The sequence below is a fragment of the Rhizobium sp. NLR16a genome (assembly GCF_017948245.1).
GTDB lineage: Bacteria > Pseudomonadota > Alphaproteobacteria > Rhizobiales > Rhizobiaceae > Rhizobium.
Genome location: NZ_CP072868.1, coordinates 216204 through 243184, shown reverse-complemented (window position 1 = coordinate 243184; position 26981 = coordinate 216204). Strand labels below are relative to the sequence as shown.

The 26981-nt window shown below is 61.1% G+C and carries 27 protein-coding genes and 1 tRNA gene; 15 read left to right on the top strand and 13 right to left on the bottom strand.

The window, feature by feature from the left end; translation table 11 throughout:
* Positions 1 to 309 precede the first annotated feature (309 nt).
* The gene (locus tag J7U39_RS25935) at positions 310 to 1863 is read right to left on the bottom strand and encodes a TROVE domain-containing protein (protein ID WP_210633036.1); all 1554 of its coding nucleotides are present in this window, start codon (positions 1861 to 1863) and stop codon (positions 310 to 312) included.
* 210 nt (positions 1864 to 2073) lie between these two features.
* Between J7U39_RS25935 and rtcR the strand changes: the two genes are divergently transcribed.
* Genes rtcR through J7U39_RS25920 form a run of 3 tightly spaced genes read left to right on the top strand, consistent with a single transcriptional unit; the run spans position 2074 to position 5799 of the window.
* Complete coding sequence (gene rtcR, locus J7U39_RS25930) at positions 2074 to 3720, top strand: RNA repair transcriptional activator RtcR (RefSeq protein ID WP_210633035.1); 1647 nt, start codon at positions 2074 to 2076, stop codon at positions 3718 to 3720.
* A 45-nt stretch (positions 3721 to 3765) separates the two neighbouring features.
* Positions 3766 to 5202, top strand: coding sequence for a DUF6880 family protein (locus tag J7U39_RS25925; protein WP_210633034.1), 1437 nt, complete (start codon positions 3766 to 3768; stop codon positions 5200 to 5202).
* A gap of 36 nt (positions 5203 to 5238) precedes the next feature.
* On the top strand, positions 5239 to 5799 hold the full coding sequence (locus J7U39_RS25920) for a thioredoxin domain-containing protein (protein ID WP_210633033.1): 561 nt from the start codon (positions 5239 to 5241) through the stop codon (positions 5797 to 5799).
* 53 nt (positions 5800 to 5852) lie between these two features.
* On the opposite strand, the gene J7U39_RS25915 is transcribed toward J7U39_RS25920, so the two are convergent.
* A tRNA-Gly gene (locus J7U39_RS25915) sits at positions 5853 to 5927 on the bottom strand.
* A 257-nt stretch (positions 5928 to 6184) separates the two neighbouring features.
* On the opposite strand from J7U39_RS25915, the gene J7U39_RS25910 reads away from it, so the two are divergent.
* The 4 genes from J7U39_RS25910 to J7U39_RS25895 all read left to right on the top strand — a co-directional run bounded on the left by J7U39_RS25910 (position 6185) and on the right by J7U39_RS25895 (position 8684).
* Positions 6185 to 6694: a prolyl-tRNA synthetase associated domain-containing protein gene (locus J7U39_RS25910; RefSeq protein ID WP_210633032.1), complete on the top strand. Its 510-nt coding sequence runs from the start codon at positions 6185 to 6187 to the stop codon at positions 6692 to 6694.
* A gap of 56 nt (positions 6695 to 6750) precedes the next feature.
* Positions 6751 to 7725, top strand: a complete 975-nt coding sequence (gene trxA / locus J7U39_RS25905; RefSeq protein ID WP_210633031.1) for a thioredoxin — start codon at positions 6751 to 6753, stop codon at positions 7723 to 7725.
* A gap of 74 nt (positions 7726 to 7799) precedes the next feature.
* Positions 7800 to 8486 carry an LON peptidase substrate-binding domain-containing protein gene (locus tag J7U39_RS25900; RefSeq protein WP_176536246.1) on the top strand — a complete coding sequence of 229 codons (687 nt, stop codon included), beginning with the start codon at positions 7800 to 7802 and terminating at the stop codon, positions 8484 to 8486.
* 9 nt (positions 8487 to 8495) lie between these two features.
* Positions 8496 to 8684 (top strand): Trm112 family protein, encoded by a 189-nt coding sequence (locus J7U39_RS25895; RefSeq protein WP_003567459.1) that lies wholly within the window; start codon positions 8496 to 8498, stop codon positions 8682 to 8684.
* A gap of 15 nt (positions 8685 to 8699) precedes the next feature.
* On the opposite strand, the gene J7U39_RS25890 is transcribed toward J7U39_RS25895, so the two are convergent.
* Entirely contained in the window at positions 8700 to 9914 is a 1215-nt protein-coding gene (locus tag J7U39_RS25890) for a ubiquinone biosynthesis hydroxylase (protein WP_210633030.1), read from the bottom strand.
* 84 nt (positions 9915 to 9998) lie between these two features.
* Here J7U39_RS25890 and tesB point away from each other — a divergent pair, with 84 nt between their 5' ends.
* From tesB to J7U39_RS25860, 6 genes are all read left to right on the top strand, one after another.
* Complete coding sequence (gene tesB / locus J7U39_RS25885; protein ID WP_210633029.1) at positions 9999 to 10883, top strand: acyl-CoA thioesterase II; 885 nt, start codon at positions 9999 to 10001, stop codon at positions 10881 to 10883.
* Between the two features lie 210 nt (positions 10884 to 11093).
* Positions 11094 to 11444: a P-II family nitrogen regulator gene (locus J7U39_RS25880; RefSeq protein WP_003543684.1), complete on the top strand. Its 351-nt coding sequence runs from the start codon at positions 11094 to 11096 to the stop codon at positions 11442 to 11444.
* 25 nt (positions 11445 to 11469) lie between these two features.
* On the top strand, positions 11470 to 12894 hold the full coding sequence (locus J7U39_RS25875) for an ammonium transporter (RefSeq protein ID WP_210633028.1): 1425 nt from the start codon (positions 11470 to 11472) through the stop codon (positions 12892 to 12894).
* 270 nt (positions 12895 to 13164) lie between these two features.
* Positions 13165 to 15834, top strand: a complete 2670-nt coding sequence (locus tag J7U39_RS25870) for a DNA translocase FtsK (protein WP_210633027.1) — start codon at positions 13165 to 13167, stop codon at positions 15832 to 15834.
* Positions 15835 to 15973: 139 nt separating this feature from the next.
* A complete protein-coding gene (locus J7U39_RS25865; RefSeq protein ID WP_210633026.1) occupies positions 15974 to 16642 on the top strand; it encodes an outer membrane lipoprotein carrier protein LolA in 669 nt (222 codons plus the stop codon).
* Between the two features lie 151 nt (positions 16643 to 16793).
* On the top strand, positions 16794 to 17597 hold the full coding sequence (locus tag J7U39_RS25860) for an exodeoxyribonuclease III (protein WP_210633025.1): 804 nt from the start codon (positions 16794 to 16796) through the stop codon (positions 17595 to 17597).
* Between the two features lie 6 nt (positions 17598 to 17603).
* On the opposite strand, the gene J7U39_RS25855 is transcribed toward J7U39_RS25860, so the two are convergent.
* Together J7U39_RS25855 and J7U39_RS25850 are read right to left on the bottom strand one after the other, a co-directional pair.
* Entirely contained in the window at positions 17604 to 18059 is a 456-nt protein-coding gene (locus J7U39_RS25855) for a cyclic nucleotide-binding domain-containing protein (protein WP_210633024.1), read from the bottom strand.
* Between the two features lie 136 nt (positions 18060 to 18195).
* A complete protein-coding gene (locus tag J7U39_RS25850) occupies positions 18196 to 18879 on the bottom strand; it encodes a response regulator transcription factor (protein WP_210633023.1) in 684 nt (227 codons plus the stop codon).
* A 168-nt stretch (positions 18880 to 19047) separates the two neighbouring features.
* On the opposite strand from J7U39_RS25850, the gene J7U39_RS25845 reads away from it, so the two are divergent.
* Together J7U39_RS25845 and J7U39_RS25840 are read left to right on the top strand one after the other, a co-directional pair.
* Positions 19048 to 19569, top strand: coding sequence for a L,D-transpeptidase (locus tag J7U39_RS25845; RefSeq protein WP_210633022.1), 522 nt, complete (start codon positions 19048 to 19050; stop codon positions 19567 to 19569).
* A 131-nt stretch (positions 19570 to 19700) separates the two neighbouring features.
* Positions 19701 to 20531, top strand: coding sequence for an aldo/keto reductase (locus J7U39_RS25840; protein WP_210633021.1), 831 nt, complete (start codon positions 19701 to 19703; stop codon positions 20529 to 20531).
* Between the two features lie 107 nt (positions 20532 to 20638).
* Here the strand turns inward: J7U39_RS25840 and leuC are convergent, their stop codons facing one another.
* The 8 genes from leuC to J7U39_RS25800 all read right to left on the bottom strand — a co-directional run bounded on the left by leuC (position 20639) and on the right by J7U39_RS25800 (position 26965).
* Positions 20639 to 22048, bottom strand: a complete 1410-nt coding sequence (leuC, locus tag J7U39_RS25835) for a 3-isopropylmalate dehydratase large subunit (RefSeq protein WP_210633020.1) — start codon at positions 22046 to 22048, stop codon at positions 20639 to 20641.
* Positions 22049 to 22323: 275 nt separating this feature from the next.
* Entirely contained in the window at positions 22324 to 23142 is an 819-nt protein-coding gene (locus tag J7U39_RS25830) for an amino acid ABC transporter permease (protein ID WP_210633019.1), read from the bottom strand.
* An 11-nt stretch (positions 23143 to 23153) separates the two neighbouring features.
* Positions 23154 to 23951 (bottom strand): basic amino acid ABC transporter substrate-binding protein, encoded by a 798-nt coding sequence (locus J7U39_RS25825; RefSeq protein WP_210633018.1) that lies wholly within the window; start codon positions 23949 to 23951, stop codon positions 23154 to 23156.
* A gap of 137 nt (positions 23952 to 24088) precedes the next feature.
* Positions 24089 to 24631, bottom strand: a complete 543-nt coding sequence (gene rplS, locus J7U39_RS25820; RefSeq protein ID WP_064805537.1) for a 50S ribosomal protein L19 — start codon at positions 24629 to 24631, stop codon at positions 24089 to 24091.
* A 210-nt stretch (positions 24632 to 24841) separates the two neighbouring features.
* Positions 24842 to 25543, bottom strand: coding sequence for a tRNA (guanosine(37)-N1)-methyltransferase TrmD (gene trmD, locus J7U39_RS25815; protein ID WP_210633017.1), 702 nt, complete (start codon positions 25541 to 25543; stop codon positions 24842 to 24844).
* Entirely contained in the window at positions 25543 to 26109 is a 567-nt protein-coding gene (rimM, locus tag J7U39_RS25810) for a ribosome maturation factor RimM (protein WP_210633016.1), read from the bottom strand. The genes trmD and rimM overlap by 1 nt, the downstream gene beginning before the upstream one ends.
* A gap of 115 nt (positions 26110 to 26224) precedes the next feature.
* The gene (rpsP, locus tag J7U39_RS25805; protein WP_037116834.1) at positions 26225 to 26596 is read right to left on the bottom strand and encodes a 30S ribosomal protein S16; all 372 of its coding nucleotides are present in this window, start codon (positions 26594 to 26596) and stop codon (positions 26225 to 26227) included.
* A 48-nt stretch (positions 26597 to 26644) separates the two neighbouring features.
* Complete coding sequence (locus tag J7U39_RS25800) at positions 26645 to 26965, bottom strand: chorismate mutase (protein ID WP_011427149.1); 321 nt, start codon at positions 26963 to 26965, stop codon at positions 26645 to 26647.
* Positions 26966 to 26981: the final 16 nt, after the last annotated feature.

Here is a 26981-nt window from a genome sequence, read left to right as displayed (position 1 = left end):
AGTCTTGAGGAAACATCTTGCGCATCCTCCTCCCTCTCGGATTCGGGCGGCAAGGCGGGCCTTGAACCCGCGCCCTTTCGGGTTACCGATGTAGTTTCCCCGGCATTCGCCATATGTTTTGTACGTCATTCCATTGGTCCGCGACGACGAGATATGGTGGAACACCCGCTCTATCCGCTGAGCTACGAGTCCTTGTTTTTTGGGGGACCCGACGGGATTCGAACCCGCGACCTGGAGAGTGACAGTCTGTAGTTCCATCCGGCATTCATCACGGTGCCTCGCGCCGTTCACTGGCGGCGCGAAGCAATTTCAAAGATCAGTCGCCTCGATCCTGCGAACCCAATCGCCCGAACCGGACTTGCCGGCTGCGAAACTGGTGATGGCTCCGTAGACGCCATCCGAGAAGCCGCCGATGTTCAGCACGTCCTCTGCCTTGGCCGGCGTCTGGACGTAAGGCTGGATGTCGAGGCAGACCAGCTTTGCAGCCGGGTTCAGCCTCTTGAGCCGCGCCCATTCGACCATCATCCCTGTCGCCTGGCCGTGCCCCCGCGCATCCATCCAGGACTGGTTGTCCGAGACGAAGAGCACGAGGTCCACCGCCGCCTTCTCCTTTGCGAGCAGCCGCAGCGGTGCAGAACAGTTCGTTCCGCCGCCGCCCACCGCCGCGAGCTTCGCCGCGTTGGTCATCACGCTGTCGCGCCCGTTCAGCTGGACGTTCACGACGTCCTGTTCGAAGGGGATGATACGCGTCTGCCGGTTGCGGCGCAGGAACGACGCAGCCACGAGTGCTGCGACATCGATGCAGCGGACGGCTGATGTCGCGCCCTTCCGGTAACCGGTGACGGGGGAAGACATGGAGCCGGAGACATCCGGGCAGACCACGACATTGCCGCCGATCGTCGGCACGCTGGAGATTGCCACCTCCATCGCATCCTGCAGAGCATCCGCAACGACAGCCGGAACCGACTGGTTCGCCATATGCCACGCGACCATCAACTGGTAGGGGAAGACGCGCGCCTTCCGCACCGCTTCCGGATCGGCGATCCGCGCAGCAAGCCGTTCGGCCATGCTATCCACCTCGAACACCCCGTTTCGGGCAAAGGTGTTGAGGTTCTGGCGCACCATCTGCCACGAGCCCTTCAAGGCGATTTCCGACCACTGCTCCTTGCTGAGACCCAGCGAGGTCAGCATCTGGAACGGCACGGGCGGCAGCGGCAAGCTGCTATCCCGCTTGAACGCTTCGAACGCTTTTACCTCAGCCGGCAATGCTGCGACATCATACGGCTTGCCGACTGCCCATGCGTAGAGCGCCTGACGCTCCGCGTCTCGCGGCTTTGGATGTACCATCCGGATCACATCAGGCAGCGACGGATCATTGCCGACCATCGCATGCAGGAACTGTTCCGTAGTTACCCGGTCGAACCAGGCCTGCACCATCTTCTTCGGCCGCGTCCCGAGCGATTTCCGGCCCGTCACACCCGACCGCATGACCTGCACGAAGCCGCGCAGCATCTTGCCGCTCTTCACGACACGCGGAAAAGCCCGCGCAAAGGCATCGCTTTCGAGGCCCGAAAGCATAGCCAGCAGCATGACCGGCATGTCCTTCATATGGCCTTTCTCCGCCGCATGGATCGCAAGCTTTGCCAGGAATTCTGGCTCGACCTCCGCCGCAAGCTGCCTCACGGCATCGAGCTGCTCTCCTGCATCTGCATAGAAAGTGTCGCTGAACGTTCCGGTAACGGCATATTGCGCCAGGGCTTCGCGCGGCGACAGGGCATAGGCTGCTGCGCCTTCGTGGTTGGTCGTCGTCGTGCCGGCGAGCAGCTTTCCGAAATAGGGTTTGAAAATTGCCTTGTTCACCATGGCAGCACCTCTTTGATTCGGTTCTGCCGAATACAATTCAAGTGGCGTGCCAATTTCTAAAATCCGCGACAAGCCCCCGCGAATGCGCTCATAAAGCTTTGATTTTTAATAGTAAAAATTAGCAGAGAATTTCTGCCCTGCAAATTGCCAAGTTCGAGAAAGCGGAATAGTCTATCTGATAATCTATAGCTTTATAATTTTGGATAAATGATGAAGCGCCGGGTCGCCATCAGCATTCTTGGAACGACCCTCGACGTGGGCCGGCGTGAAGACCGATGGACGCGCTGGCGGCCGAACGTCGGCCTTTGCCAACAGGCCGGTCTTTTCATCGATCGGCTGGAACTGATTCACGACAATCATTCCGACTGGCTGGCCAAGACCGTAATCAGGGATATCGAGACGATTTCGCCCGCGACGGAGGTTCGCCAGCGCATCATCAATCTGCGCGACCCCTGGGACTTTTCTGAAGTCTATACGAGCCTCAGGGATTTTGCCCGGGACTACAGTTTCGATCCCGAGGCCGAAGACTATCTCGTCAACATCACCACCGGCACCCATGTCGCCCAGATCTGCTGGTTCCTCCTGACCGAAGCGCGCATCATTCCCGGCAGGTTGCTGCAGCTTTCTCCGCCGCGCGAGCGCGAGCCGGGACAGGATTTCGCGGGAACCCATCGCATCATCGATCTTGATCTCTCGCGCTATGACGAAATCGCCAAGCGCTTCGCATCCGAACAGGCCGACGCCGCCTCGTTTCTGAAATCCGGCATTTCGACGCGAAATCCCGCCTTCAATCGCATGATCGACGAGATCGAGCGCGCTGTCATTCGCTCTACTGCCCCGGTCCTGCTGACCGGCCCGACCGGCGCAGGAAAATCCCAGCTTGCCAAGCGGATCTACGAACTCAAGAAGGCCGAGCGAAAAGTCAGCGGTCCCTTCGTCGAGGTTAACTGCGCAACGCTCCGCGGCGATCACGCCATGTCGGCGCTTTTCGGCCATGTCAAAGGCGCCTTCACCGGCGCCGCAGGCGAACGGCCTGGCCTCCTGAAGTCGGCGGACAAGGGCGTGCTCTTTCTCGACGAGATCGGTGAACTGGGCCTCGATGAACAGGCCATGTGCTTGCGGGCGATTGAGGAAAAGCGCTTTCTGCCAGTCGGTGCGGACCGCGAAGTTTCCGCCGACTTCCAGCTTCTGGCGGGCACCAATCGCGATCTCGGCGACGCCGTCCGTCGCGGCCGATTCCGCGAGGATCTCTTTGCCCGGCTCAATCTATGGACTTTCCAGCTGCCGGCCTTGCGCGAGCGCAGGGAGGATATCGAGCCCAATCTTGATTTCGAACTTCGGCGTTTCCTTGAGCGTGAAGGGCAGAACGTCACCTTCAACAAGGAAGCGCGAAGCCGCTATCTCACGTTTGCTACCGGCGCGGAGGCCCTCTGGAGCGCGAATTTCCGCGACTTGTCCGCTTCCGTCACGCGCATGGCAACGCTCGCGCCTCAAGGCCGAATCACGGTGGAGGTCGCCGACGACGAGATCCGACGCCTGAAGGCCGCCTGGCGCGGCTCATCGGGACGCCAATCCTCCGACGACATCCTGATCGATCTGCTCGGCGAAGACGCCACTGCCCGCCTCGATCGTTTCGACGCCGTTCAACTCGCCGCCGTCCTTCGCACCTGCCGGGAGCATGCCAGTGCCAGCGCCGCGGGCCGGGCGCTGTTTGCAAATTCGCGCCTGGAAAAGAAGAGCAGCAACGACGCCGATCGCCTTGCCAAATATCTGGCGCGCTTTGAACTGAAATTCGAAGATGTACGGAAACCGCATCGGGATTACCCCAGCGCCTCCCCGCCCGGCGCCTTGGACTGATGTGAACGCTGAGATACTGTCGGGCTGAAACGATAGAGTTGATCCATGGCAGCAAAGACGACACTCAACGCAAAGAATCTGGAGGCCCTCGGTGCGCAGCGTCTCGCCGAACTGCTGATCGAAATCAGCACCGGCAGCGCCGCCCACAAACGGCGGCTTCGAATGGAGCTTGCCGGCAATCATGGTGGTGCGGAAGTGGCCCGTGAGGTGCGGAAACGTCTCGCCAGCATTGCGCGAGCCCGCACCGTCATCGAATGGCATAAGGTGAAGGCTGTTAACGCCGACCTCGAAACGCAGCGGTCCGCGATCGTCACTGTCGTCGCTGCCGACGATCCGAAGGAAGCGTTCGATCTTATCTGGCAATTCCTTGCTGTCGCCGACACGATATTCGCGCGGTCCAACAGCGGCGACAGCGCGTTCATCGAGACGTTCCATCAGGCATGCGCCGATGCCGGCGTCATCGCCAGCTCCGCTTGTATCGGTATCGATGTCCTTGCCGACAGGATCTTTACTGCGCTGCAGGATAACGACTACGGCCAGTATGATCCGCTGATCGCCGAGATGGTTCCGGCGCTGGGCAAGGACGGCCTTGAACGTTTGAAGAGCCTCCTGGTGCGATGGTCGAACGAACCGGAGGAGAAGCCTGCCGACGCAGACCGGGAGATTTTCGGCTGGGGCGGCAAGGGGCCGATTTACAAGGACGAGATCTACACCAATCATCGGCAACGGAGGGCACGCATCGCTCTGCAGGAAATTGCCGATGCACAGAATGATGTCGATGCCTTCATCGCCCAGCAGCCGGAAGAGACATTAAGGGCGCCGATGGTCGCAGCCGAGATTGCCGACCGTTTGCTTTTAGCTGGACGTGCGGGGGAAGCATTGGAGATTTTGGACGCCACCGATCACAGGGAGCGGTTCGAACTGCCTTTTGAATGGCAGCACGCCCGCGTCAAAGCCCTCGACGTCCTGGGGCGGGGGGAGGAAGCGCGGTCCTACCAATGGCAATGCTTCGAGCAGTCGCTGAATGGCGAGCACCTTCGCGCTTTCCTGCGAAGGCTCGCCGACTTCGACGATATCGAGGCCGAGGACAAGGCATTCGCCTTTGCACACCGCTTTCCGGACGTTCATCGAGCCCTTGCCTTTTTTCTCACCTGGCCCGCACCTGCCGAGGCAGCAAAACTGATATCCGGGCGCCAGGCCGAATTGAACGGCGACCTCTACGAGCTGATGACACCAGCGGCCGAGATGCTGCAGGAGAAATTCCCGCTCGCAGCAACCGTGGTGCTACGGTCGATGATCGGCTTCGCCCTCGATGAAGGCCGATCCAGCCGCTACAGGCATGCCGCGCGCCATCTGGCGGAATGCGCGTCGCTCGCGCCTCATATCGACGATTTCGGCAGCGCCCGACCTCATGACACCTACGTCGCCGAATTGAAGCGTCAACATGGAAAAAAGCATGGTTTCTGGAGCTTGATCCGTTAGTTGCATACCCGATTCACGAACGGAAAGGACATCGTCATGACCGATGCTTCGTGGCACGCAGATCCCCTGAGTTGGGGCAACGGCCCACGCATCTTCGAAGCCTTCCTCGAACCGACGGACCCTTATTCCGCCAGGGCATTCAATAAGCTGGACACCCTTCTCGCTCAGGCGGGCAAAAACAGGATCACGGTGAAAATTCGCCTACAGTCGCAGCCTTGGCATATGTATTCCGGCGTGATCGTCCGCTGCATTATCGCAGCCTCGACCCTGGAAGGCGGCAAGGAGACGGCGAAGAAGGTCATGGCCGCCGTCGCCGCGCATCGGGAGGAATTCGAATTCGATCATCACGCCGGCGGCCCGAACATGGACGTCACGCCAAATCAGATCATCGAGCGTCTGGAGGGCTATAGCGGCGTGGAGCTGAAGGACGCCTTCGCAATCCCGGATCTCGACCGGGAGATCAAATGGCAGTGCAGATATGCCCGGCAAAACGGCGTCCACGTCTCGCCGACCTTCATGATCAACGGGCTGGTGCAGGCGGACGTGAGCAGTGGCGATGAGGTCGATACCTGGGTGAAGAAGGTACTGAGCCGATGACGCCGGCTATGCTGACGCCCGGAAAACCATAAGCACTGCTATTTCGGAGAAACTGGAGCGGGCGAAGGGATTCGAACCCTCGACCCCAACCTTGGCAAGGTTGTGCTCTACCCCTGAGCTACACCCGCTCAACCCGCATCGGTCCGGGGTAGTCGTTGGACCGTGGGCGCCGCCTCGTGGCGACGGGCGCTATATGGCCTAACGGATTTTCAAATGCAACAGGGAAATGACGCAGAGTCGAAGAAAAATTTTGGCGCCCGGCCAGGCGGCGGGGAAAGGCCGCAAAACTGGGGGCAGAGCGTCGGTTGCGAAGATTGCCAAACATTGTGGACGGACTTAATCAGGACGCCTCGACTTTCCTTATCCTCATTCGACGGATCGCCCGATGTCCGAAAATACCCCCAAGACAAGAGAAGAATTGTTCGCCTTCCTCGACGGACTAGGGATCGCTTACAAGACGGTCGATCATGCGCCGGTCTTTACCGTGGCCGAATCGGTTGCGCTGCGCGATGAAATCCCCGGCGGCCACACCAAGAATCTGTTCATCAGGGACAAGAAGGACCGGTATTTTCTGCTGACGGTGGAGGAGAATGCCGAGGTCGACCTCAAGCAGGTTCACACCATCATCGGCGGGTCCGGCAGGGTCTCCTTCGGCAGGGCGGAGAAGCTCATGGAGTATCTGGGAGTCATTCCGGGCGCGGTCACCGCCTTCGGCGCGATCAACGATACCGCAGGAAACGTCACCTTCGTGCTCGATGCCGATCTGATGGAAGAGGAGATCGTCAACTGCCATCCGCTCTCCAACGATGCGACGACATCGATTGCGAGCGGTGACCTCGTTCGTTTCATGGAAGCGACCGGACATAAGCCGCTTGTCTTGAAAGTGACGTCCTGACATACGATTTTAGCGCTACAATGATGCCGGCAGGATCGGCGCGGCGGGAGATACCTATGAGCGGCAGCAACAACCCCTATAACGGTTCCTTCGGAAATCAGATGTCGGCAACGGCAAGCTTCGGCGCTCAGCCGGAAGCGGCGGCTGCGGCCGGCAGCTACATCACCGACACGACGACTGCGAATTTCGGCAAGGACGTCATCGAGGCGTCACGCAAACAGCCGGTGCTGGTCGATTTCTGGGCGCCCTGGTGCGGTCCGTGCAAGCAGCTGACGCCAGTCCTGGAGAAGGTGGTCAATGAGGCCAAGGGCCGCGTTCGTCTGGTCAAGATGAATATCGACGACCATCCCTCGATTGCCGGCCAGCTCGGCATCCAGTCGATTCCGGCCGTCATCGCCTTCGTCAACGGCCGTCCGGCCGATGGCTTCATGGGCGCGGTGCCGGAAAGTCAGATCACTCAGTTCATCGACCGTATCGCCGGGCCTGCCGGTGCTGATGAGGCGGCCGAGATCGAAGCCGTGCTGACGGAGGCGGCGGAGCTGCTCACTGCCGGCAACATCAACGAGGCGGCGCAGCTTTACGGCGCGGTCATCCAGGCCGATCCCGAGAATGCCAAGGCGCTTGCCGGGATGGCCGAATGCATGATCGCCGCAAACCAGCATCAGCGGGCGCGCGAAACGCTGACTGATCTGCCGGAAGAGCTGGCGAAGGACGCCGGCATCCAGGCGGTGCTGAAGAAGCTCGATCAGATCGAGGAGGCGCGCAAGCTCGGCGATCCCGTGGCACTCGAGCATGAACTGGCCATCAATCCCGATCATCACGAGGCGCGGCTGAAGCTCGCCAAGATCCGCAATGTCGAAGGCCGGCGCGAGGAAGCCGCCGAACATCTGCTTCTCATCATGCGCAAGGATCGCGCCTTCGACGATGACGGCGCCCGCCGTCAACTGCTGCAGTTCTTCGAGGTCTGGGGTTTCAAGGATCCGGCGACGGTTGCCGCCCGGCGCAAGCTTTCGGCAATGCTGTTCTCTTAAGATGAATATCCGCCCTTGCGTTTTCGGGCGGGGGCACCACATTCTCGTCAGGACGGGCACGCCCGTCTACCAGAATGCGGGACGGTTTCATGCAAGTCGGTAATGCCAGATACCTGAAGCCGGGCGATCTGCCTGATGCGATCGCCGTCTTCCCCCTGACCGGGGCCCTCCTCCTGCCCGCCGGGCAGCTTCCCCTCAACATCTTCGAGCCGCGTTATCTGGCGATGCTGGATGCAGCACTTGCCGGAAACCGGCTGATCGGCATGGTCCAGCCGGCACTCGGCGAACATGAGGACAAGGGCGGCGAGCACAATCTTGCCGCCGTCGGCTGCCTCGGTCGCATCACCTCATTTGCCGAGACCGGCGACGGGCGCTATATCGTGTCGCTGACCGGCGTCTGCCGCTTCCGGCTCCTGGAGGAGAAGGTGACCAGCGATCCCTTCCGCACCTTCCGCATCGCGCCCTTCATTGCCGATCTCTCGGCTGAAAACGAGGAGGAGGCGGTCGACCGTACGGCGCTGCTGACCGCCTTCAAGGCATATCTCGATGCCAATAAGCTGGAGGCCGACTGGGAGAGCGTCGAGCGGGCCAGCAACCTGACGCTCGTCAATTCACTTGCCATGATGTCGCCGTTCGGGCCGGCTGAAAAGCAGGCGCTCCTGGAGGCGCCGGACCTGAAGACACGGGCCGAGACGCTGATCGCCATTACCGAAATCGTGCTGGCGCGGGTCTTCGGTGACTCCGATACGGTTCTGCAGTAGACTGAGGCCATGGACGAAAAACTGAGCCGCGTCGATCCGAAACTGCTGGAACTCCTGGTCTGTCCGCTCTCCAAGGGCCGGCTTTCCTATGATCGCGAACATAATGAGCTTGTCTCGGAAAAGGCGCAGCTTGCCTATCCGATCCGTGACGGCATTCCGATCATGCTGGTGTCCGAGGCCCGCCGCCTCGACGAATAGCCTCTCCGAATTCGGCTAAATCGTCTGACCGGCCAGCAGCCGCGGATTATCCTTTGCCGCTGTTCCGGCCGCCTGGCTGATGAAGAAGGATTTGAGACGCGGCAGCCGGTCGACGATGCCGAGACCAACGTCGCGGGCGATACGGATCGGCATTGCGTCGTTGGAGAAGAGCCGGTTCAGCACGTCGGTCGTCACTCCCATACGGAAGGTGTCGAAGCGCCGCCAGGTCTGGTAACGCTCGAGGATGTTGATCGAGCCGATATCGAGACCGAGGCGGTCGGCCTCGACAATCGTTTCGGCGAGCGCTGCCACGTCCTTGAAGCCGAGATTGAGCCCTTGCCCTGAGATCGGATGGATGCCATGCGCGGCGTCACCGGCCAGCGCCAGACGCGGAGCAACGAAGGAGCGGGCAAGCGTCAGGCCGAGCGGAAAGGCGCGTTTGTCGCCGATGACCTTCAGCGCCCCGAGTTTGTGGCCGAAGCGGCGTTCCAGTTCCTCCTCGAAGATCAGATCGTCGGCGGCAACCAGCCTGTCGGCATCATGCGTGCGTTCCGTCCAGACGAGCGAGGAGCGGTTGTTCCTGAGGGGCAGGATGGCGAAGGGGCCGGCCGGCAAAAAATGCTCCTCGGCACAGCCGTCATGCGGCCGCTCATGTTCGACGGTCGCGACAATGCCGGACTGGCCGTAGTCCCAGGTGACGGTCCTGATGCCGGCGAGATCGCGCAGCCTCGAGCGCACGCCGTCGCAGGCAACCACCAGCCGGGATTCCAGCGTGCTGCCGTCCGAAAGCGTGACGTCGGCATGGCTGTCGTGGGTTTTGAATTCGGTCGCCCCAAGCCCGTGGCGGATGTCGATGCCGAGCCGCTCGCAGAGGCCGCGCAGTGCTGCCACCATGGCAACGTTCGGGATCATGTGTGCGAAGGGCCGGCCTTCCTCCACTTCGCCGTCGAACGTCAGGAATACGGGACGGACCGGATCGGAGGTCCTGGAATCGGTGACGATCATCTTGGTGATCGGCTGCGCTTCCGGCTCTATCTCGTTCCAGATGCCGAAGACGTCGAGCATCTTTGAGGCCGCCGCGATGATGGCTGAGGCGCGCGTATCGTTTTTCCAGACATGCTCTGGGGCGGCCTCCACGACCGTGACGTTCAGATGGGGCGCTGCCTGCTTGACCGCGACCGCCGCGGAAAGGCCGACATACCCCGCGCCCACAACCAGCATATCCAGCATCGCGCCGCTCCCGTACCTTGTGCCTCAGATGTGATCTATATAGATCATCGCAACTTCACTTCCTACCGCCGGGAGGCATACAAAATGACGCGCGAGACGACCGAGCCCTCGGCGATGGAGAGGCTGCTTGCGACGCTCGATCTCGAGCCGATCGAGGTCGATATCTTCCGCGGCCGCAGTCCGCAGGTCGGCTGGCAGCGGGTCTTCGGCGGCCAAGTGATCGGCCAGGCGCTGATGGCGGCACAGCGTACCATCGGGTCCGAGCGCTTCGTCCATTCGCTGCACGCTTACTTCATGCGCCCCGGCGATCCCTCGGTGCCGATCATCTACCAGGTGGAACGCATCCGCGACGGATCGAGCTTCAATACCCGGCGGGTCGTCGCGATCCAGCACGGCAAAGCGATCTTCGCGCTGTCGGCTTCTTTCCAGTTGGAGGAAGCGGGCTTCGACCATCAGGTCGCCATGCCCGACGTGGCAATGCCCGAAGAGGTGCTCGGCGAACAGCAGATCAAGGAGCAATTTCTTGCGCATGCGCCGGAAGCGATCCGGAAATACTGGGAGCGCGAGCGGCCGATCGAGATCCGCCCCGTCTCGCTGACCCATTATTTTTCCGACAGGAAACTCGACCCCCGGCAGGATGTCTGGGTGCGCGCCACCGGTCCGATTCCCGATGACCGGCTCTATCAGGCTGCGGTGCTGGCCTATCTCTCTGACATGACACTGCTCGATACGTCGCTTTATGCGCACGGAACGTCTATCTTCGATCAGAGCCTGCAGGTCGCAAGTCTCGATCACTCCATGTGGTTCCACCGGCCGTGCAAGCTCGACGACTGGCTGCTTTATACGCAGGACAGCCCCTCGGCTTCGGGCGCCAGGGGATTGACTCGCGGCAGCCTGTTCACGCGAACAGGTGTGTTGATCGCATCCGTCGCGCAAGAAGGATTGATTCGGAAAAAGGCAAATGAATAAATAACGGGCATATTTGCAAATTTGCGCATTATTTGTGCGCTTATTGCTCGATCAATTGCCTGTTTATTGGTATTGCCAATTATAACATTTATTTTTCAATAAGTTAACTTCGGCTTCGAATCTGGCACGTCCTTTGAATGTATATCGCCGGTCGCTGTTCAGGAACGTCAGCGGCAAGGAGAGTCGGCTCCGCGCCGAGGATAACGAAGGATGGGAAACCAGATGAAAATTGTGATGGCTATTATCAAGCCGTTCAAGCTCGATGAGGTCCGCGAAGCGCTTACGGCGATCGGCATTCAGGGCCTGACCGTAACCGAAGTGAAGGGTTACGGACGTCAGAAGGGACATACCGAAATTTATCGCGGCACCGAATATGCGGTCAGCTTCCTGCCGAAGCTCAAGATCGAAATCGCGGTTGCATCGGAACTTGTCGACAGGGCGGTCGAAGCCATCGCGGCATCGGCCAAGACCGGCCAGATCGGTGACGGCAAGATTTTCGTCTATTCGATCGACCATGCCGTGCGCATCCGTACGGGCGAAACCGATTCAGAAGCGCTGTAAACGGCAGATCAAGGAGCCTTTTCCAATGTCAATCTCGAAGTTTTCTTCCACCTTTGCGCGGGTCGGCGCAGCATCGGCCGCGCTTCTTGCGCCGGCCGTCGCTTTTGCGCAGGAGACTGCCGCGCCAGCCGCTGCCGCCGCTGCTCCTGCCTTCACCATGGACAAGGGTGACAATACCTGGATGCTCGTCTCCTCGGCGCTCGTCCTTCTGATGACCATCCCCGGCCTTGCGCTTTTCTACGGCGGTCTCGTGCGCGCCAAAAACATGCTCTCCGTGCTGATGCAGGTCTTCATGATCACGGCTGTCGTGTCGCTGATCTGGGTGACCTACGGCTATTCGCTCGCCTTCACCGACGGCGGTTCGCTGAACAGCTTCATCGGCGGCTTCTCCAAGGCCTTCCTCGCCGGCGTCAACACCTCGTCGCTCGCCGAAACCTTCTCGAAGGGCGTCGCCATTCCCGAATACACCTTCATCGTCTTCCAGATGACCTTCGCCTGCATCACGCCCGGTCTGATCGTCGGCGCCTTCGCCGAACGCGTCAAGTTCTCGGCGGTCATGCTCTTCGTCGTGCTTTGGGTCACCTTCATCTACTTCCCGATGGCGCACATGGTCTGGTTCTGGGGCGGCCCGAGCTCCTACAGCGCACCGGCCGGCCTGATCTTCTCTTACGGCGCAATCGACTTCGCCGGCGGTACGGTCGTTCACATCAATGCCGGTATCGCCGGCCTTGTCGGCGCCATCATGCTCGGCAAGCGCACCGGCTATAAGAAGGAAATCATGGCCCCGCATTCGATGACGCTGACCATGGTCGGTGCCTCGCTGCTCTGGGTCGGCTGGTTCGGCTTCAACGCCGGCTCCAACCTCGAAGCCAATGGCTACGCATCGCTTGCCATGATCAACACCTTCGTCGCGACGGCCGCCGCCGCCGTGTCCTGGTGCATCGTCGAAAGCCTCGCCCGCGGCAAGGCCTCGATGCTCGGCGGCGCTTCGGGTGCCGTCGCCGGTCTCGTCGCCATCACGCCGGCGGCAGGTTTTGCCGGCCCGATGGGCTCGATCGTTCTCGGTCTCGTCGTCTCGCCGATCTGCTACTTCTTCGTCGACGTCGTGAAGAACAAGTTCAACTATGACGACAGCCTCGACGTCTTCGGCGTCCATTGCGTCGGCGGCATCATCGGCGCTCTCGGCACCGGCATCCTCGTCAATCCGGCGCTGGGCGGTGCAGGCATCGTCGACTATTCGACGGCTGATTTCGCCGCCACCTATGCCGGCACGGCAACCCAGGTCCTGAACCAGGCGAAGGGTGTTCTCACCACGCTTCTGTGGTCGGGCATCGGTTCGGCGATCCTCTACAAGATCGTCGACGTCGTCATCGGCCTGCGGGTCTCCGTCGAAGCCGAGCGCGAAGGTCTCGACCTCTCGACCCACGGCGAAGCCGCCTATCACTCGTAACATCGGCTTCGGGCGCCCCGCATGAGGGCGCCCCACACGGCCCGTCGCGGCCTACCTCGAGCTTTTCCGGGTTAGACCCGGAAAAGCTCGTAGACCGCATTTGGCCCGGACCTTCAAAGGTTCGGGCTTTTTTTTATCGGCCGGAATGCGTGCCGGTACTTGCATGGTTAACATCACTTTAACCCCGCTCTGGTTAGGTAGAGCGGACGCATTTGGCATGGCGAGGCTTCGGCGATTCGCCTGCCCTCAGGCATTGGACGGGTTAGACACATGGCAAGAAGCACGTCGCCGGCAATGGATGGCCGTCCGGATCGGTTCTCCTTCTCGGCATTCATGCTGCGGCAGATCCAGGCACTCATCGGCTTTGCGATCTTTCTGCTGCTGGCTTTCTCAGTTGCGGCGCTGGCGACATGGAATGTCGCCGATCCGAGCTATTCCTACGCCACCGCCAACCTGCCGACGAATGTTCTCGGCTACAGCGGTGCCGCCTTTGCCGATATCGTCATGCAGTTTCTGGGGCTTGCCAGTGTCGTGGCGATGCTGCCGATCGTTGCCTGGGCGCTGACGATGATCTCCGGTCGTCGCTTCGACCGCATTCCCGTCCGCATCGGCGCCTGGCTTGCCGGCTCGGTGCTTTCGTCCGCCGTCATCGGCTGTTTTCCGCCGCCGCTCACCTGGCCGATCCCGAACGGCATCGGCGGCGTCATCGGCGATATGATCCTGCGCTTTCCCGCACTCTTCGTCGGCGCTTATCCAACCGGCACCTTCGCCATGGTCGTCGGCTGCATTTTTGCTGTACCGACGGCCTGGATGATGCTCTTCGCATCAGGCCTCGTCGGCCGCAGCGCCGATGACGAAACCGAGGACGATTACGTCGAGACAACAAGCAAGGCGCGGGTGGTCGGAGACGAGGACGAGGAAGAGGACGAATCGCGCTGGGTTGCGTTCAGCGGCGCCATGACGCATGCATGGTTCATGAGCCAGGGCCGACTGCGCCGGCTCTTCGGCATAGGACCGCGCCAGCGGCGCCAGGGCGATTTCGAGTCGCCTTATGATTTCAACGACGATGAATTCGGCACACTGAACGAACCGGTCCGCCCCAAAGCGCCGGCCGTCCGCAGCGAGCGCCTGGAGCCATCGATGGAGCCGCGCTCGGCTTCGCCCCGCCGCGTCGTCGCCGCGCCGTCGCTTTCCATCGACGACGAGGATGAGGACGACGATCCGCCCTTCGATACCGACATGCCGCCGCGTCCGGCCGACATTCTGCCCGACGACGATGATGACGACTGGACGATCCGCGCGCCGGCAAAAGCCGCCGCCAAGCCGGAACCACGCGTCGTCCCGGCGATCACGCGTCCGAAGCCCGGTGCCCGGGTCGAACGGGAAGCGCAGGGTTCGTTCATTCGTCCCGAGGGTTTCCAGCTTCCCTCGATGCATTTGCTCGCCGAGCCCAGGAACGTGGTGCGCGATTCGACACTGTCGGCCGATGCGCTGGAGCAGAATGCCCGCATGCTCGAGGGTGTGCTGGAGGATTTCGGCGTCAAGGGCGAGATCATTCACGTCCGCCCAGGCCCGGTCGTCACGCTGTACGAACTGGAGCCGGCGCCCGGCATCAAATCGTCGCGCGTCATCGGCCTCGCCGACGACATCGCCCGCTCGATGAGCGCCATTGCCGCCCGCGTCGCCGTCGTGCCGGGCCGCAATGCGATCGGTATCGAATTGCCGAACCAGACGCGCGAGACCGTCTATCTCCGCGAATTGATCGCCTCCCGCGATTTCGACGGCAGCAAGGCCAAGCTCGCCATGGCGCTCGGCAAGACGATCGGCGGAGAAGCCGTCATCGCCGACCTCGCCAAGATGCCGCATCTGCTCGTCGCCGGCACCACCGGTTCGGGCAAATCGGTCGCTATCAACACGATGATCCTGTCGCTGCTCTACCGCATGACGCCGGAACAGTGCCGGCTGATCATGATCGACCCGAAGATGCTCGAACTCTCCGTCTATGACGGCATTCCGCATCTGCTTTCGCCTGTTGTCACCGATCCGAAGAAGGCCGTCGTCGCGCTCAAATGGACCGTGCGCGAGATGGAAGAACGCTACAAGAAGATGTCGAAGATCGGCGTGCGCAACATCGACGGCTTCAACACGCGCGTCGAACAGGCGCTGTCGAAGGGCGAGGTTATCTCCCGCACGGTGCAGACCGGCTTCGACCGCAATACCGGCGAGGCCATGTACGAGACCGAGGAATTCGACCTCAAGCCGATGCCCTATATCGTGGTCATCATCGACGAGATGGCCGATCTGATGATGGTCGCCGGCAAGGACATCGAAGGGGCGGTCCAGCGCCTGGCGCAGATGGCGCGTGCGGCCGGCATCCACGTGATCATGGCGACCCAGCGTCCATCGGTCGACGTCATTACCGGCACGATCAAGGCGAACTTTCCGACCCGCATCTCATTCCAGGTCACCTCGAAGATCGACAGCCGCACAATTCTTGGCGAACAGGGTGCCGAACAGCTGCTCGGCATGGGCGACATGCTCTATATGGCGGGCGGAGGGCGCATCCAGCGCGTCCACGGCCCGTTCGTTTCGGATGTCGAGGTGGAAGAGATCGTCTCCTACCTGAAGACGCAGGGCTCGCCGCAATATCTCGATGCGATCACCGCCGATGACGAAGAGGACGGCGATTACGGCGGCGGCGGTCCGGCCGGCACGTCGAACCTTTCGGATTCGGAAGATCCCTACGATCAGGCCGTCGCCATCGTGCTGCGCGACGGCAAGGCTTCGACTTCTTACGTTCAACGCCGGCTTGGTATCGGCTACAACCGCGCTGCGTCGCTGATCGAGCGCATGGAGAAGGAAGGCATCATCGGGCCGGCCAACCACGCCGGCAAACGAGAAATCCTCGTTCCGACCGAGGGCGACATCCTCGACCGCTGAGACAAGCGCCATATATTTCTGATGAGGCCCTTTTGGCGGAAACGCGGTGGCATCGATGTCGCTGCTTTTCGCGCGCCGATCGCAACGCCTTGAAGACGCCGCCTTTCGGCGGCATGCAGATCGCATTAAGGAGATTTAGATGCGTAACTCCGATTCCTTCCTCTCCGGCTTGGCGATGACGCGCCGCGATCTTCTCGGCGCTTTCGCCGTCGCTGCTGTGGCGAGCGCCGTCCCTCTCAGCGCCATCGCACAAGCGGCAGCGCCCGCTTCCGGCACCGCGCAGGCAATCGCCGATCATTTCTCCGGCGTCACGACGATGCAGGGCGAATTCGTCCAGTTCGGTCCGCGCGGCGAGCAGACCGGCGGCAAGTTCTTCATCCAGCGTCCCGGCAAGCTGCGCTTCAACTATGACGATCCGTCGCCAATGCGGGTGATCGCCGACGGCAAGAACGTCGCCATCGGCAATACTAAGCTCAAGACCTGGGATCTCTATCCGCTCTCGAAGACTCCGCTCAGCCTGCTCCTGGCGCAACATATCGACCTTTCGGCCGGCATGGTGAAGGGTGTGAAGGAGGAGTCGGACCTGACGACGATCGCGCTCGGCAACAATACCGTGTTCGGAAACTCGACGATCACCATGATGTTCGATCCGAAGACCTATGATCTGCGCCAGTGGACGATCACCGACAACCAGGGCAAGGATACGTCGGTGATGATCTTCAACGTCAAGACGGGTGTGCAGTTCGACGACCGGGTCTTCCGGGTGCCCTATGAGAGCATTCCGGGCACGGCAGCTTCTCGAGACTGAGGGTTTTCGGTTGATCGACTGGGGCTTTTGCACGCTGCCGGTTTCTTCCTGCCCGCCTTTGTTTTAAAGCCCTTTCATGAAAGTGCGTCGCGTCGAGCCACAGTTCTGTGGTTCGACTGGCATGCGAAGTTGACGCGAGAGGGCATGGGGCATGGGCTTTGCGATCACCACCTGGAACATCAATTCGGTACGTCTGCGCATGCCGATCGTGGAGCAGCTCGTGCTCAAACAGAGGCCTGACATTCTCTGCCTGCAGGAGACCAAGGTGCCGAACGAGCTCTTCCCGGCAGCACCTTTGCGGGCGATGGGCTACGATCACATCATCATGCACGGCCAGAAGGGGTATCACGGGGTCGCAATCGCCTCGCGCATTCCGCTGACGGAGGATCACCGGCAGGATTATTGCGGCGTCGGCGATGCCCGCCACATATCGGCGGTGTTCGAGCGCGGCAACCGCCGTGTCCGGCTGCACAATTTTTACGTCCCGGCCGGCGGCGACGAGCCCGATCGCATGATCAATCCGAAATTCGGCCACAAGCTCGATTTCATCGAGGAGATGAAGCTCTTGAAAGCGAATGGCGAGGCTAACACCTCCGCCATCCTGGTCGGTGACCTCAACATCGCTCCGCTGGAGCACGATGTCTGGTCGCACAAGCAACTGCTGAAAATCGTCAGCCATACGCCCGTCGAAACCGACGGGCTGCTCGAGGTGATGAAGCGCGGCGCTTGGCTCGATCTCATGCGCCAGCACGTGCCGGCAAGCGAGAAGCTTTATACCTGGTGGAGCTACCGCGCCAAGGACTGGGAGGCGGCCGATCGCGGCCGCCGGCTCGACCATATCTGGTCGTCATCGGATCTCGGGCCGCATCTCCAGCGGATCGAGATCCTGAAGGAGGCGCGCGGCTGGGATCGGCCGTCGGACCATGTGCCGGTGACAGCGCATTTCGACTTCTGACAAGGTTCAGCTGAATCGATGGAACTGGCTTGCCGCCTTGGCTGCAAGTTCGGCGAGGTTGTCGCGGATGCGGTTTTCGATCAGACGGGCCGCATCGGGATATTCCTCGAGCAGTCGATGGAAGAGGGCGCGAGTGATGCGGATGATGCTCGTGTCCTCGCGTGCGATTGCAGTGAACTTGCGCTCCACCAGGGTGACCAGCGCCAGTTCGGAAATCAGTGTTCCCTGCCCGGCGACCGCCTCCGCCCGCTGCATGCCGTCGCTGCTCATCGTGCTGAGTTCGAGGCTGCCGCTCAAGACGACATAAGCGCTTTCGGCCGGCGAGCCCTGGCGGAACAGCATCTGGCCGGCGGCGATCATGCGCCGGTCGGCGCCGAAGGCGATCAGCCGCAGCTGGTCCTCGCTCATGTCCTTGAACAGCGGAAGCTGGGAAAGCAGATGAATGTCGTCGGTCAGCGCCATGCCGGCTTTTCGCCTTAGAGCAACTCCGGCAAAAGTGCCTGGCGGATTTGCCAAGCAAAGCGTGAAACGCTCTTGCCGGGAATTGCGTGAAAACAAAGAGATAGAGCATCTCCGTGATTTGGGGAAACGGAATGCTCTAGGGTATGATCTTGTAGCCGCCGTTTTCCGTCACCAGAATTTCGGCGTTGGAGGGATCGCGCTCGATCTTCTGGCGCAGCCGGTAGACGTGGGTTTCCAGCGTGTGCGTCGTTACACCTGAGTTATAGCCCCAGACCTCTTCAAGAAGCACGTCGCGGGTGACGACCTTCTGCTCGGCACGGTAGAGATAGCGGATGATCGCCGCTTCCTTTTCCGTCAGGCGGATCTTCTGTCCGTTGTCGGTGGTAAGCAGTTTCTGACTCGGCTTGAAGAGATAGGGGCCGACGGTGAAGGTCGCGTCCTCGCTCTGCTCGTGCTGGCGCAATTGTACACGGATGCGCGCGAGCAGCACAGCGAAGCGGAAGGGCTTGGTGACGTAGTCGTTGGCGCCGGCTTCGAGGCCGAGGATCGTGTCCGAATCGGTATCGTGGCCGGTCAGCATGATGATCGGCGCCTTGAAGCCGCCCTTGCGCAAGAGCTTCACCGCTTCGCGGCCGTCCATGTCGGGCAGGCCGACATCCATGATCAAGAGGTCGACCGGCGTCGAACGGGCGGTCGCAACACCTTTGCCGGCGCTGGCTTCCTGCAGAACCGTGAATTCCTCATAAAGCGACAATTGCTCCGTCAAGGTCTGACGAAGGTCCTCGTCGTCATCCACCAGAAGAATGGTGCGTGCGGTCATGCCGTTGCATCCTCAAAGTTAAGTCCCCTAGTCCTACGCCAAATTGCAGCTTTGGCAAGGATCGGCCGGCGGGGCTGTTGCCGCGCAGCTTTTCATATGATTTCAATCAAGGCACCAGGCAATGCAAGACATGCGAGAAAAATGGAAAAAGCAAGGCGGAGCCGGGGCATGCGGCCATCAACGGTCATGGTGCGGCCCGCTCCAGGGAAGAAGAGCCGCGCCATCGTTCGGTTCGGCGCAATCACCGTCCCTGCCGCAATCGGCCGATCGGGCCGTACCATCCTGAAACGCGAGGGCGACGGCGCCACGCCAATCGCGGCGATGCGGCTGATTTCCGGTTTCCGGCGCGGTGAACAAAACGGTCAACTCATCACCTCGCTTCCCATTCGCCGCATCCGCGCAGACATGCTCTGGTGCGACCAGCCCGGCAACGCCAACTACAACCGCCTCGTGCGGGCGCCATTCGGGGCAAGTCATGAGGAGATGCGGCGCAGCGACGGTCTCTACGATATCTGCCTTGTCATGGACTGGAACATTTCCTCGCGGGCGCGCCATCGCGGTTCGGCGATCTTCTTCCATCTCATCAGGCCGGGCTACGAGCCGACGGCCGGCTGCGTGGCCGTAAGCCTGCGTGACATGCGCCGCCTTCTGCCCCACCTTCGAAAGGGAACGATTGTCCGGGTCCTCTGATTGTCTTCAAGCTGCCGCCACCTATATGGTTCCGGTGACCGGACGCTCCGGCTGAAATGCGTTCCGGGACGTCCGCAGGTGCGGGCGCAATCCATGCCTCGTCCAATTCTTCAAACTCGCGGAGATATATTGTGACCGCTCAACCCATCATCACTTTCCATGACGGACATTCCATTCCCCAGGTCGGTCTCGGCGTGTGGCAGACGCCGCAGGAGATTGCCGCGCCGACGGTACGCACTGCCATTGCCGCAGGCTATCGGCATATCGATACGGCTTCGGGTTACGATAATGAAGAGGGTGTGGGCGAAGGTATCCGCTCGTCGGGCCTCGACCGCAAGGATATCTTCGTCACCACCAAGCTCAGGAATACCGACCAGGGCTACGACAATGCGTTGCGGGCCTTCGACGGCAGTCTCAAGAAACTTGGCTCCGACTATGTCGACCTCTATCTCATTCACTGGCCGTCGCCGCATCGCGGCCTCTACACCGAGACCTGGAAGGCATTCGTGCGCATCCGCGAAGAGGGCCGCGCCCGCTCGATCGGCGTGTCGAATTTCTATCCCGAACATCTCGAGCGCATCATCGGCGAGACCGGCGTCGTTCCGGTCATCAATCAGATCGAGCTGCACCCCGACTTCCAGCAGAAGGCGGCGCAGGAGGCTCACAAGAAACTGAATATCGCCACCGAATCCTGGAGCCCGCTCGGCCAAGGCAAATTCATCTCGAACAAGGTCATCGGCGAGATCGCCAACAAGCATGGGAAGACGCCGGCCCAGGTCATCATCCGCTGGCATATCGATACCGGTCTCGTCGTCATCCCGAAATCGGTGACGCCGTCGCGCATCGAAGAAAACTTCCAGGTGTTCGATTTCAAGCTCGATGCCGACGACATGGCGGCGATCGCCAAACTCGACAGCGCCGGCGCCCGCATGGGGCCGGATCCGATGACAGCGGCTTTCTGATCGCCGTTGCTGAATACCGTCGATCGGCTGCCGACAGCGCCATATAAGAAGCCGCCCGATGCGCTGAGACGCACCGGGCGGCTTTATCTTTCATTCCGCCCGGCGGGTCAGTTCCATTCGCGGATATCGACGAAGTGCCCGGCGATCGCGGCGGCGGCTGCCATGGCCGGCGAGACGAGATGCGTGCGGCCCTTGAAGCCCTGACGGCCTTCGAAATTGCGGTTCGACGTCGAGGCGCAACGCTCGCCCGGCTTCAGCCGGTCGTCGTTCATGGCAAGGCACATGGAGCAGCCCGGCTCGCGCCAGTCAAAGCCGGCGGCCTTGAAGATCTTGTCGAGGCCTTCGGCTTCCGCCTGTTCCTTGACGAGGCCGGAGCCCGGAACGATCATCGCGTTGACGGTCGAGGCGACGGTCTTGCCCTCGACGACCTTGGCAGCGGCGCGCAGGTCTTCGATGCGGCCGTTGGTGCACGAGCCGATGAAGACGCGATCGACAGCGATGTCGGTCATCTTCGTGCCCGGCTTCAGGCCCATATAGTCAAGCGCACGCCACTTGGAGGCACGCTTGGTTTCGTCCTGGATTTCATCCGGGTTCGGCACGATGCCCTGGACGGAGACGACATCCTCAGGAGAAGAACCCCAGGAGACGATCGGCGGCAGTTCGGCGGCGTTCAGCTTGACGATTCGGTCGAAATGAGCGCCTTCGTCTGATTTCAGCGTCTTCCAATAGGCGATCGCCTGTTCCAGCGCTTCGCCCTTCGGCGCGCGCGGCTTGCCCTTGATATATTCGAAGGTGATTTCGTCAGGGGCAATGAGGCCGGCGCGGGCGCCGCCTTCGATCGACATGTTGCAGATCGTCATGCGGCCTTCCATCGACAGCGAACGGATCGCTTCGCCGGCATATTCGATGACGTAGCCGGTGCCGCCAGCGGTGCCGATCTCGCCGATGATGGCCAGAACGATATCCTTGGCGGTGACGCCTGCCGGCAGCTGGCCGTCGACCTGCACCAGCATGTTCTTGGCCTTCTTCTGGATCAGCGTCTGGGTGGCGAGAACGTGCTCGACCTCGGACGTGCCGATGCCGTGGGCGAGCGAGCCGAAGGCGCCATGGGTGGAGGTGTGGCTGTCGCCGCAGACGATCGTCATGCCCGGCAGGGTGAAGCCCTGTTCCGGCCCGATGATGTGGACGATGCCCTGGCGCTTATCGTTCTCGGAATAATATTCGACGTCGAACTCGGCGGCGTTCTTGGCGAGCTGCTCGACCTGGATGCGGCTTTCCTCGTTCTTGATGCCGAGATGGCGGTCGGCCGAGGTGGGAACGTTGTGGTCGACAACGGCGAGCGTCTTTTCCGGGGCGCGAACCTTGCGGCCGGACATGCGCAGGCCTTCGAAAGCCTGCGGCGAGGTGACTTCATGGACCAGATGGCGGTCGATGTAGAGAAGACAGGTGCCGTCTGCCTGCTCGTCGACCAGGTGGTCGTCCCAGATCTTGTCGTAGAGGGTACGCGGTGCGCTCATGGCGGTAAGTCCGTTTTTGGAAGCTTTGGAAAATCGGAAAAAGCGGATCAGGCTCCGCTGGCCGTCATTCGATCAACGAAGTCGGCTGTTGAGCGCACCGGAGACGCATGCGAAGAATCGCGCCGGCAGGCGATAATGATCCTGCAGCACGAAAATATGCGCGCCAATGCAACTGAACTTGGATTCCATGGCGCTGGATATAGCGATTTTTGATCGAAACGGCAATTCGAATCGTGAAGCGCATCCTTGGCGCGTCCGCATGGAGGCAAAGTGCTCTAGCGCCGCGGCATCTGCTTCATCTTCTTCTCGACCCGCCGCAGGAAAAGCGACAGGCCGATCGTCAGGATCAGGTAGATATAGGTGACGATCGAGTAGGTCTCGAAGAAGCGGAAGGAGCCGGAGGCGTAGACCTTGCCCATCTGCGTGATGTCGGCCACGCCGAGCACCGAAACGAGGGACGAATCCTTCACCATCGAGACGAAATCGTTGGAGAGCGGCGGGAGGATGACCCGGATCGCCTGCGGGAACACAACGAGCCGGAATCGGCGGTAGCGCGACAGGCCGAGCGACTTAGCCGCCTCGATCTGACCGATATCGACGGACTGGAAACCGGCGCGGAAGATCTCGGCAATGAAGGAGGAATAGCCGATCATCAACGCAATGATGGCGCGCCACATCAGCGACAGGTCGCGCACCAGAATCGGTTCCGTAACGCCTGATTTCACCAGGGGTGTGGTCATGAAGTTATAGGCCGCGACGAAACCGGGTGCGCCGACGAAGGCGATGTAGAAGAGCAGCACCAGGATCGGGATGCCGCGGATGATCTCGATGTAGAAACGGGCGACCTGACGCAGCACGATGCTGTCGGACAGGCCAAGCAGCGAGATACCGAGACCAAGCACTGTCGCCAGCATGAAGGCGACCAGTGTCACGAACACGGTAATGCCTGCGCCATTGACCACGGTCTGGAAGACCTGCGCATAAATATCGTTGGTGACGATGACGACTGCGAGGACGATGCCGATCAGGATAAGGAGGGCCAGCCACCAAGGGCGGTCTTCCTTCTCCTGTCGCGGGTATGGTTGTGGCGCCATTGCTCGGGGGATTATTCGCCCATTTTGTAGTCGAGGAACCACTTCTTGTTCAGCGCCTCGAAGGTGCCGTCAGCTTTCAGCGCTGCGATGGCGGCATTGACAGGGGCGACGAGATCAGAGCCCTTCGGGAAGATGAAGCCGAAATCCTCGGTGCCGAGCGGTTCGCCAACCACCTTCAGGGCGCCGTTCGAGGAATCGACATAACCCTTGGCGGCGACGCTGTCGGTGAGGACGAGATCGACGTCGCCGGTCTTCAGGGCCTGCACGGTTGCACCGAAGGTTTCGAATAGCTTGATGCGCGGGTTCTGTTCGTTGCCGTCGAGGATCTCATAGACGGCGGTGTAGAAAGGCGAGGTGCCGGGCTGAGCGCCGATCAGGCCGTCCTTGAATTCACCGAAGGACTTGGCGTCGGCGAAGCGCTTCTCATCACCGCGTACCAGCATGAATTGCTGCGAGCGCATATAGGGATCGGAGAAGTCGACCTTCTGCTTACGGTCGTCCTTGATGGTGATGCCGGTCATGCCGATGTTGTACTGGCCGTCGGAAACCGCCTGGATCATCGCGTCCCAGCTGGTGTTCTGATATTCGACCTTGAAGTTCAGCCGCTTGGCGATCTCGTTCATCGCATCATATTCCCAGCCGATCGCCTTGCCGGATTTCGGATCGACGAACTGCAGCGGCGGATAGGCATTCTCGGTGACGACGATGACGCTCTTGCCGCCGAGATCCGGCAGCTCGGCGGCCGATGCGGCTATAGGTGCAAGCACAAGGGCGGCGAAGCTTGCGAGAACGGTGCGACGAAACAGCATAGAACGGCTCCAAAATTGAACAGCAAAATTGTCACGGATGACCTGCCGAAGGCAAGGCCGCCGGTCATGCGCAAGCGCAAAAAATAGAAAAGGCGATCCGAAGACCGCCTTTCCAGAAACAGAATTTTGCGCAGATCTTATTCTGCGGCCTTCTCGGCTTCGGCCGCAGCAGCTGCTTCGGCAGCGGCCTTGGCTTCCGCAGCTTCTGCTGCTGCCTTTTCGGCGGCGAGTGCCTGGGCGGCTGCAACCTTCTCGGCTTCGATACGGGCTTTTTCCTCGGCGACAGCAGCGCGCTCGGCGTCGTTGAGCTTGCGGGCGCGAACGCCGGTGTCTTCAACGATACGAGCCGACTTGCCGCGACGGTCGCGGAGGTAATAGAGCTTGGCGCGACGGACCTTACCGCGGCGAACGACGTCGACGCTTTCGATCATCGGCGAGTAGACCGGGAATACGCGCTCGACGCCTTCGCCGTAGGAGATCTTGCGAACCGTGAAGTTTTCCTGCAGGCCGCCGCCGGAGCGGGCGATGCAAACGCCTTCATAGGCCTGGACGCGGGTACGGTTGCCTTCCGTGACCTTGACGTTGACGCGGACGGTGTCGCCCGGGGAGAATTCGGGGAGGGTGCGCTTGGCTTCGATCTTGGCGGCCTGTTCGGCCTCGAGCTGCTGGATGATGTTCATCGTCTCAACCTTTGGTTCTTCTGAAACAGCCAGAGCGCTCACACTGTCCTTCGGTCGATGCCTCCGGAGTTTGCCCTTGCGGACGGGAGCGGATTCGCCATTCTTTGTTTGCTGGCAGACGGGGCTAACCCCATTTCCGCGTGCGCCATTACACGAAAGGCCGGGGCTTGTCATCCCTCACACGACATTTTTGTGAAAAGGACGGCGAAATCAGCCGTTTTTCTCGGTTTTAGCGCGATCGAGCAGGTCCGGCCGCCGTTCCCGCGTCAGCCGCACCGCTTCCTGGTGGCGCCACTTCTCGATGGCACCGTGGTTGCCGGAGGTCAAGACGGAGGGAATTTCCCGGCCTTCCCACTCTTGTGGCCGGGTATAATGGGGATGTTCCAGCAGCCCGCCCTCGAAGCTTTCGTGCAAGCCGGAAAGATCGTTGCCCATGACGCCGGGCAGGATGCGGATGATCGCATCAAGCAGGATCAGCGCCGCCGGCTCGCCGCCCGACAGCACGTAATCGCCGATCGAGACCTCTTCCAGTCCGCGCGCCTCGATCACCCGTTGGTCGACGCCCTCGAAGCGACCGCAGACGATGATGACGCCGTCACCCGTCGCAAGCTCACGCACGCGCTGCTGCGTCAGCGGCCGGCCGCGCGGGCTCATCAGCAGGCGCGGCCGGGGATCATTTTCACCGGCACTGTCGATCGCGCGGGCGAGAACGTCAGCCTTCAGCACCATGCCGGCGCCGCCGCCGGCCGGGGTGTCGTCGACGGTGCGGTGTCTGTCGGTGGCGAAATCGCGGATCTGCACCAGATCCAGCGACCATTGCCCCCGCTCCATCGCCTTGCCGGCAAGCGAGAAGCCAAGATGTCCCGGAAACATTTCCGGATAAAGTGTCAGTACGCGTGCCCGGAAAGCCATTATTTCTTCTTTTTCGGCTTGCCGGCGGTGAACTGCGAAAGCTCGGGTTCGTCGACCAGTCCCGCCGCCAGCGGGTCGATCAGCAGCGTACCGGCTTCGAGATCGATTTCCAGTACGGAGGCTTCCGAGAAGGGAATGAGAACCGGGCGCTTGCCCGGGCCCTTGAGCTCCAGGAGATCGCCGGCGCCGAAATCGAAGACGCCGGAGACCGTTCCGTAGCTGACGCCCTTGTCATCAAGCGCTTCGAGCCCTTCGAGATCGGCATAGTAAAATTCGTCGTCCTCGAGCTCCTCGTCCGGCAGGTTGTCTCGCTCGATATAGAGTTCAAGTCCGTTCAGCGCTTCGGCGGCGTTGCGGTCGTTGATGCCACGGAAGCGGACGACGACGACGTTCTTCATCTCGCGGATCTCGAGGATTTCGAAGCTGCGTCCGTCCATGCTGTGCAGAAGGCCGTAATCGCCGAGCGCGGTCGGATCGGCCGTATAGGCCTTGGCGCGCACCTCGCCCCTGAGGCCCTGCGCGCCACCGATCGTCGCCATCAAAACCGGGTTTTCAAGCTTTGTCATGGGTTCCTTCATGTGAAGCCGAAAGACAGGTTTCTCATAAACGAAGTGCGGGCGATTGGAAACGAAAACGGGCGGCATGTCGCCATGCCGCCCGTCTAAGAAAGGAAGGTTGCGATTATTCCGCAGCGTCGGCGGCAGCAGCGGCGGCGTCGGCGGCCTTCTGAGCCTTTTCGGCGGCACGTTCCTGGGCGCGCTTGCCCGGCTTCGCCTTGACGGGGTTGTTCTTGGCTTCACGCTTGGCAACGCCGGCTTCGTCGAGGAAGCGCAGAACGCGGTCGGTCGGCTGGGCACCGTTGTCGAGCCAGTGCTTGATGCGCTCGGCGTTCAGCTGAACGCGCTTCTCATCGTCCTTGGCAAGCATCGGGTTCCAGGAGCCGAGGTTTTCGAGGAAGCGGCCGTCACGCGGGCTGCGCGCATCGGCGAGCACGACGTGGTAATAGGGACGCTTCTTGGAGCCACCGCGGGCGAGACGAATTTTCAGGGCCATGTTCTTTACTCCTTAGGCTGTTCTTGACCGCTTCGTAGGGCGGCAGGGTTATCGGGCTGCGGCGCTCTGTTCAGCGTGATCCGCAGCGATCTGCTCATGATGCCGGATGACTTCCTTGATGACGAAGTTCAGGAACTTCTCGGCGAAATCCGGATCCAGATTGGCGGCCTTCGCCAGCTGGCGAAGGCGTTCGATCTGGTATTCCTCGCGCGCCGGATCGGCCGGCGGCAGATTGTATTTGGCCTTCAGCACGCCGACCTCTTTGGTGCAGCGGAAGCGTTCGGCCAGCATGTGCACGAGAGCGGCATCGATATTGTCGATCGACTGACGATAGCTCGCGAGCTGGGCTTTGACGTCTGGATCAATCATGGGGCAAACGATCCTT

Coding starts and splice junctions, on each gene's coding strand:
- J7U39_RS25935 (WP_210633036.1), bottom strand. CDS start 1,863: ATGGTGAACAAGGCAATTTTCAAACCCTATTTCGGAAAGCTGCTCGCC.
- rtcR (WP_210633035.1), top strand. CDS start 2,074: ATGAAGCGCCGGGTCGCCATCAGCATTCTTGGAACGACCCTCGACGTG.
- J7U39_RS25925 (WP_210633034.1), top strand. CDS start 3,766: ATGGCAGCAAAGACGACACTCAACGCAAAGAATCTGGAGGCCCTCGGT.
- J7U39_RS25920 (WP_210633033.1), top strand. CDS start 5,239: ATGACCGATGCTTCGTGGCACGCAGATCCCCTGAGTTGGGGCAACGGC.
- J7U39_RS25910 (WP_210633032.1), top strand. CDS start 6,185: ATGTCCGAAAATACCCCCAAGACAAGAGAAGAATTGTTCGCCTTCCTC.
- trxA (WP_210633031.1), top strand. CDS start 6,751: ATGAGCGGCAGCAACAACCCCTATAACGGTTCCTTCGGAAATCAGATG.
- J7U39_RS25900 (WP_176536246.1), top strand. CDS start 7,800: ATGCGGGACGGTTTCATGCAAGTCGGTAATGCCAGATACCTGAAGCCG.
- J7U39_RS25895 (WP_003567459.1), top strand. CDS start 8,496: ATGGACGAAAAACTGAGCCGCGTCGATCCGAAACTGCTGGAACTCCTG.
- J7U39_RS25890 (WP_210633030.1), bottom strand. CDS start 9,914: ATGCTGGATATGCTGGTTGTGGGCGCGGGGTATGTCGGCCTTTCCGCG.
- tesB (WP_210633029.1), top strand. CDS start 9,999: ATGACGCGCGAGACGACCGAGCCCTCGGCGATGGAGAGGCTGCTTGCG.
- J7U39_RS25880 (WP_003543684.1), top strand. CDS start 11,094: ATGGGAAACCAGATGAAAATTGTGATGGCTATTATCAAGCCGTTCAAG.
- J7U39_RS25875 (WP_210633028.1), top strand. CDS start 11,470: ATGTCAATCTCGAAGTTTTCTTCCACCTTTGCGCGGGTCGGCGCAGCA.
- J7U39_RS25870 (WP_210633027.1), top strand. CDS start 13,165: ATGGCAAGAAGCACGTCGCCGGCAATGGATGGCCGTCCGGATCGGTTC.
- J7U39_RS25865 (WP_210633026.1), top strand. CDS start 15,974: ATGCGTAACTCCGATTCCTTCCTCTCCGGCTTGGCGATGACGCGCCGC.
- J7U39_RS25860 (WP_210633025.1), top strand. CDS start 16,794: ATGGGCTTTGCGATCACCACCTGGAACATCAATTCGGTACGTCTGCGC.
- J7U39_RS25855 (WP_210633024.1), bottom strand. CDS start 18,059: ATGGCGCTGACCGACGACATTCATCTGCTTTCCCAGCTTCCGCTGTTC.
- J7U39_RS25850 (WP_210633023.1), bottom strand. CDS start 18,879: ATGACCGCACGCACCATTCTTCTGGTGGATGACGACGAGGACCTTCGT.
- J7U39_RS25845 (WP_210633022.1), top strand. CDS start 19,048: ATGCGGCCATCAACGGTCATGGTGCGGCCCGCTCCAGGGAAGAAGAGC.
- leuC (WP_210633020.1), bottom strand. CDS start 22,048: ATGAGCGCACCGCGTACCCTCTACGACAAGATCTGGGACGACCACCTG.
- J7U39_RS25830 (WP_210633019.1), bottom strand. CDS start 23,142: ATGGCGCCACAACCATACCCGCGACAGGAGAAGGAAGACCGCCCTTGG.
- J7U39_RS25825 (WP_210633018.1), bottom strand. CDS start 23,951: ATGCTGTTTCGTCGCACCGTTCTCGCAAGCTTCGCCGCCCTTGTGCTT.
- rplS (WP_064805537.1), bottom strand. CDS start 24,631: ATGAACATCATCCAGCAGCTCGAGGCCGAACAGGCCGCCAAGATCGAA.
- trmD (WP_210633017.1), bottom strand. CDS start 25,543: ATGGCTTTCCGGGCACGCGTACTGACACTTTATCCGGAAATGTTTCCG.
- rimM (WP_210633016.1), bottom strand. CDS start 26,109: ATGACAAAGCTTGAAAACCCGGTTTTGATGGCGACGATCGGTGGCGCG.
- rpsP (WP_037116834.1), bottom strand. CDS start 26,596: ATGGCCCTGAAAATTCGTCTCGCCCGCGGTGGCTCCAAGAAGCGTCCC.
- J7U39_RS25800 (WP_011427149.1), bottom strand. CDS start 26,965: ATGATTGATCCAGACGTCAAAGCCCAGCTCGCGAGCTATCGTCAGTCG.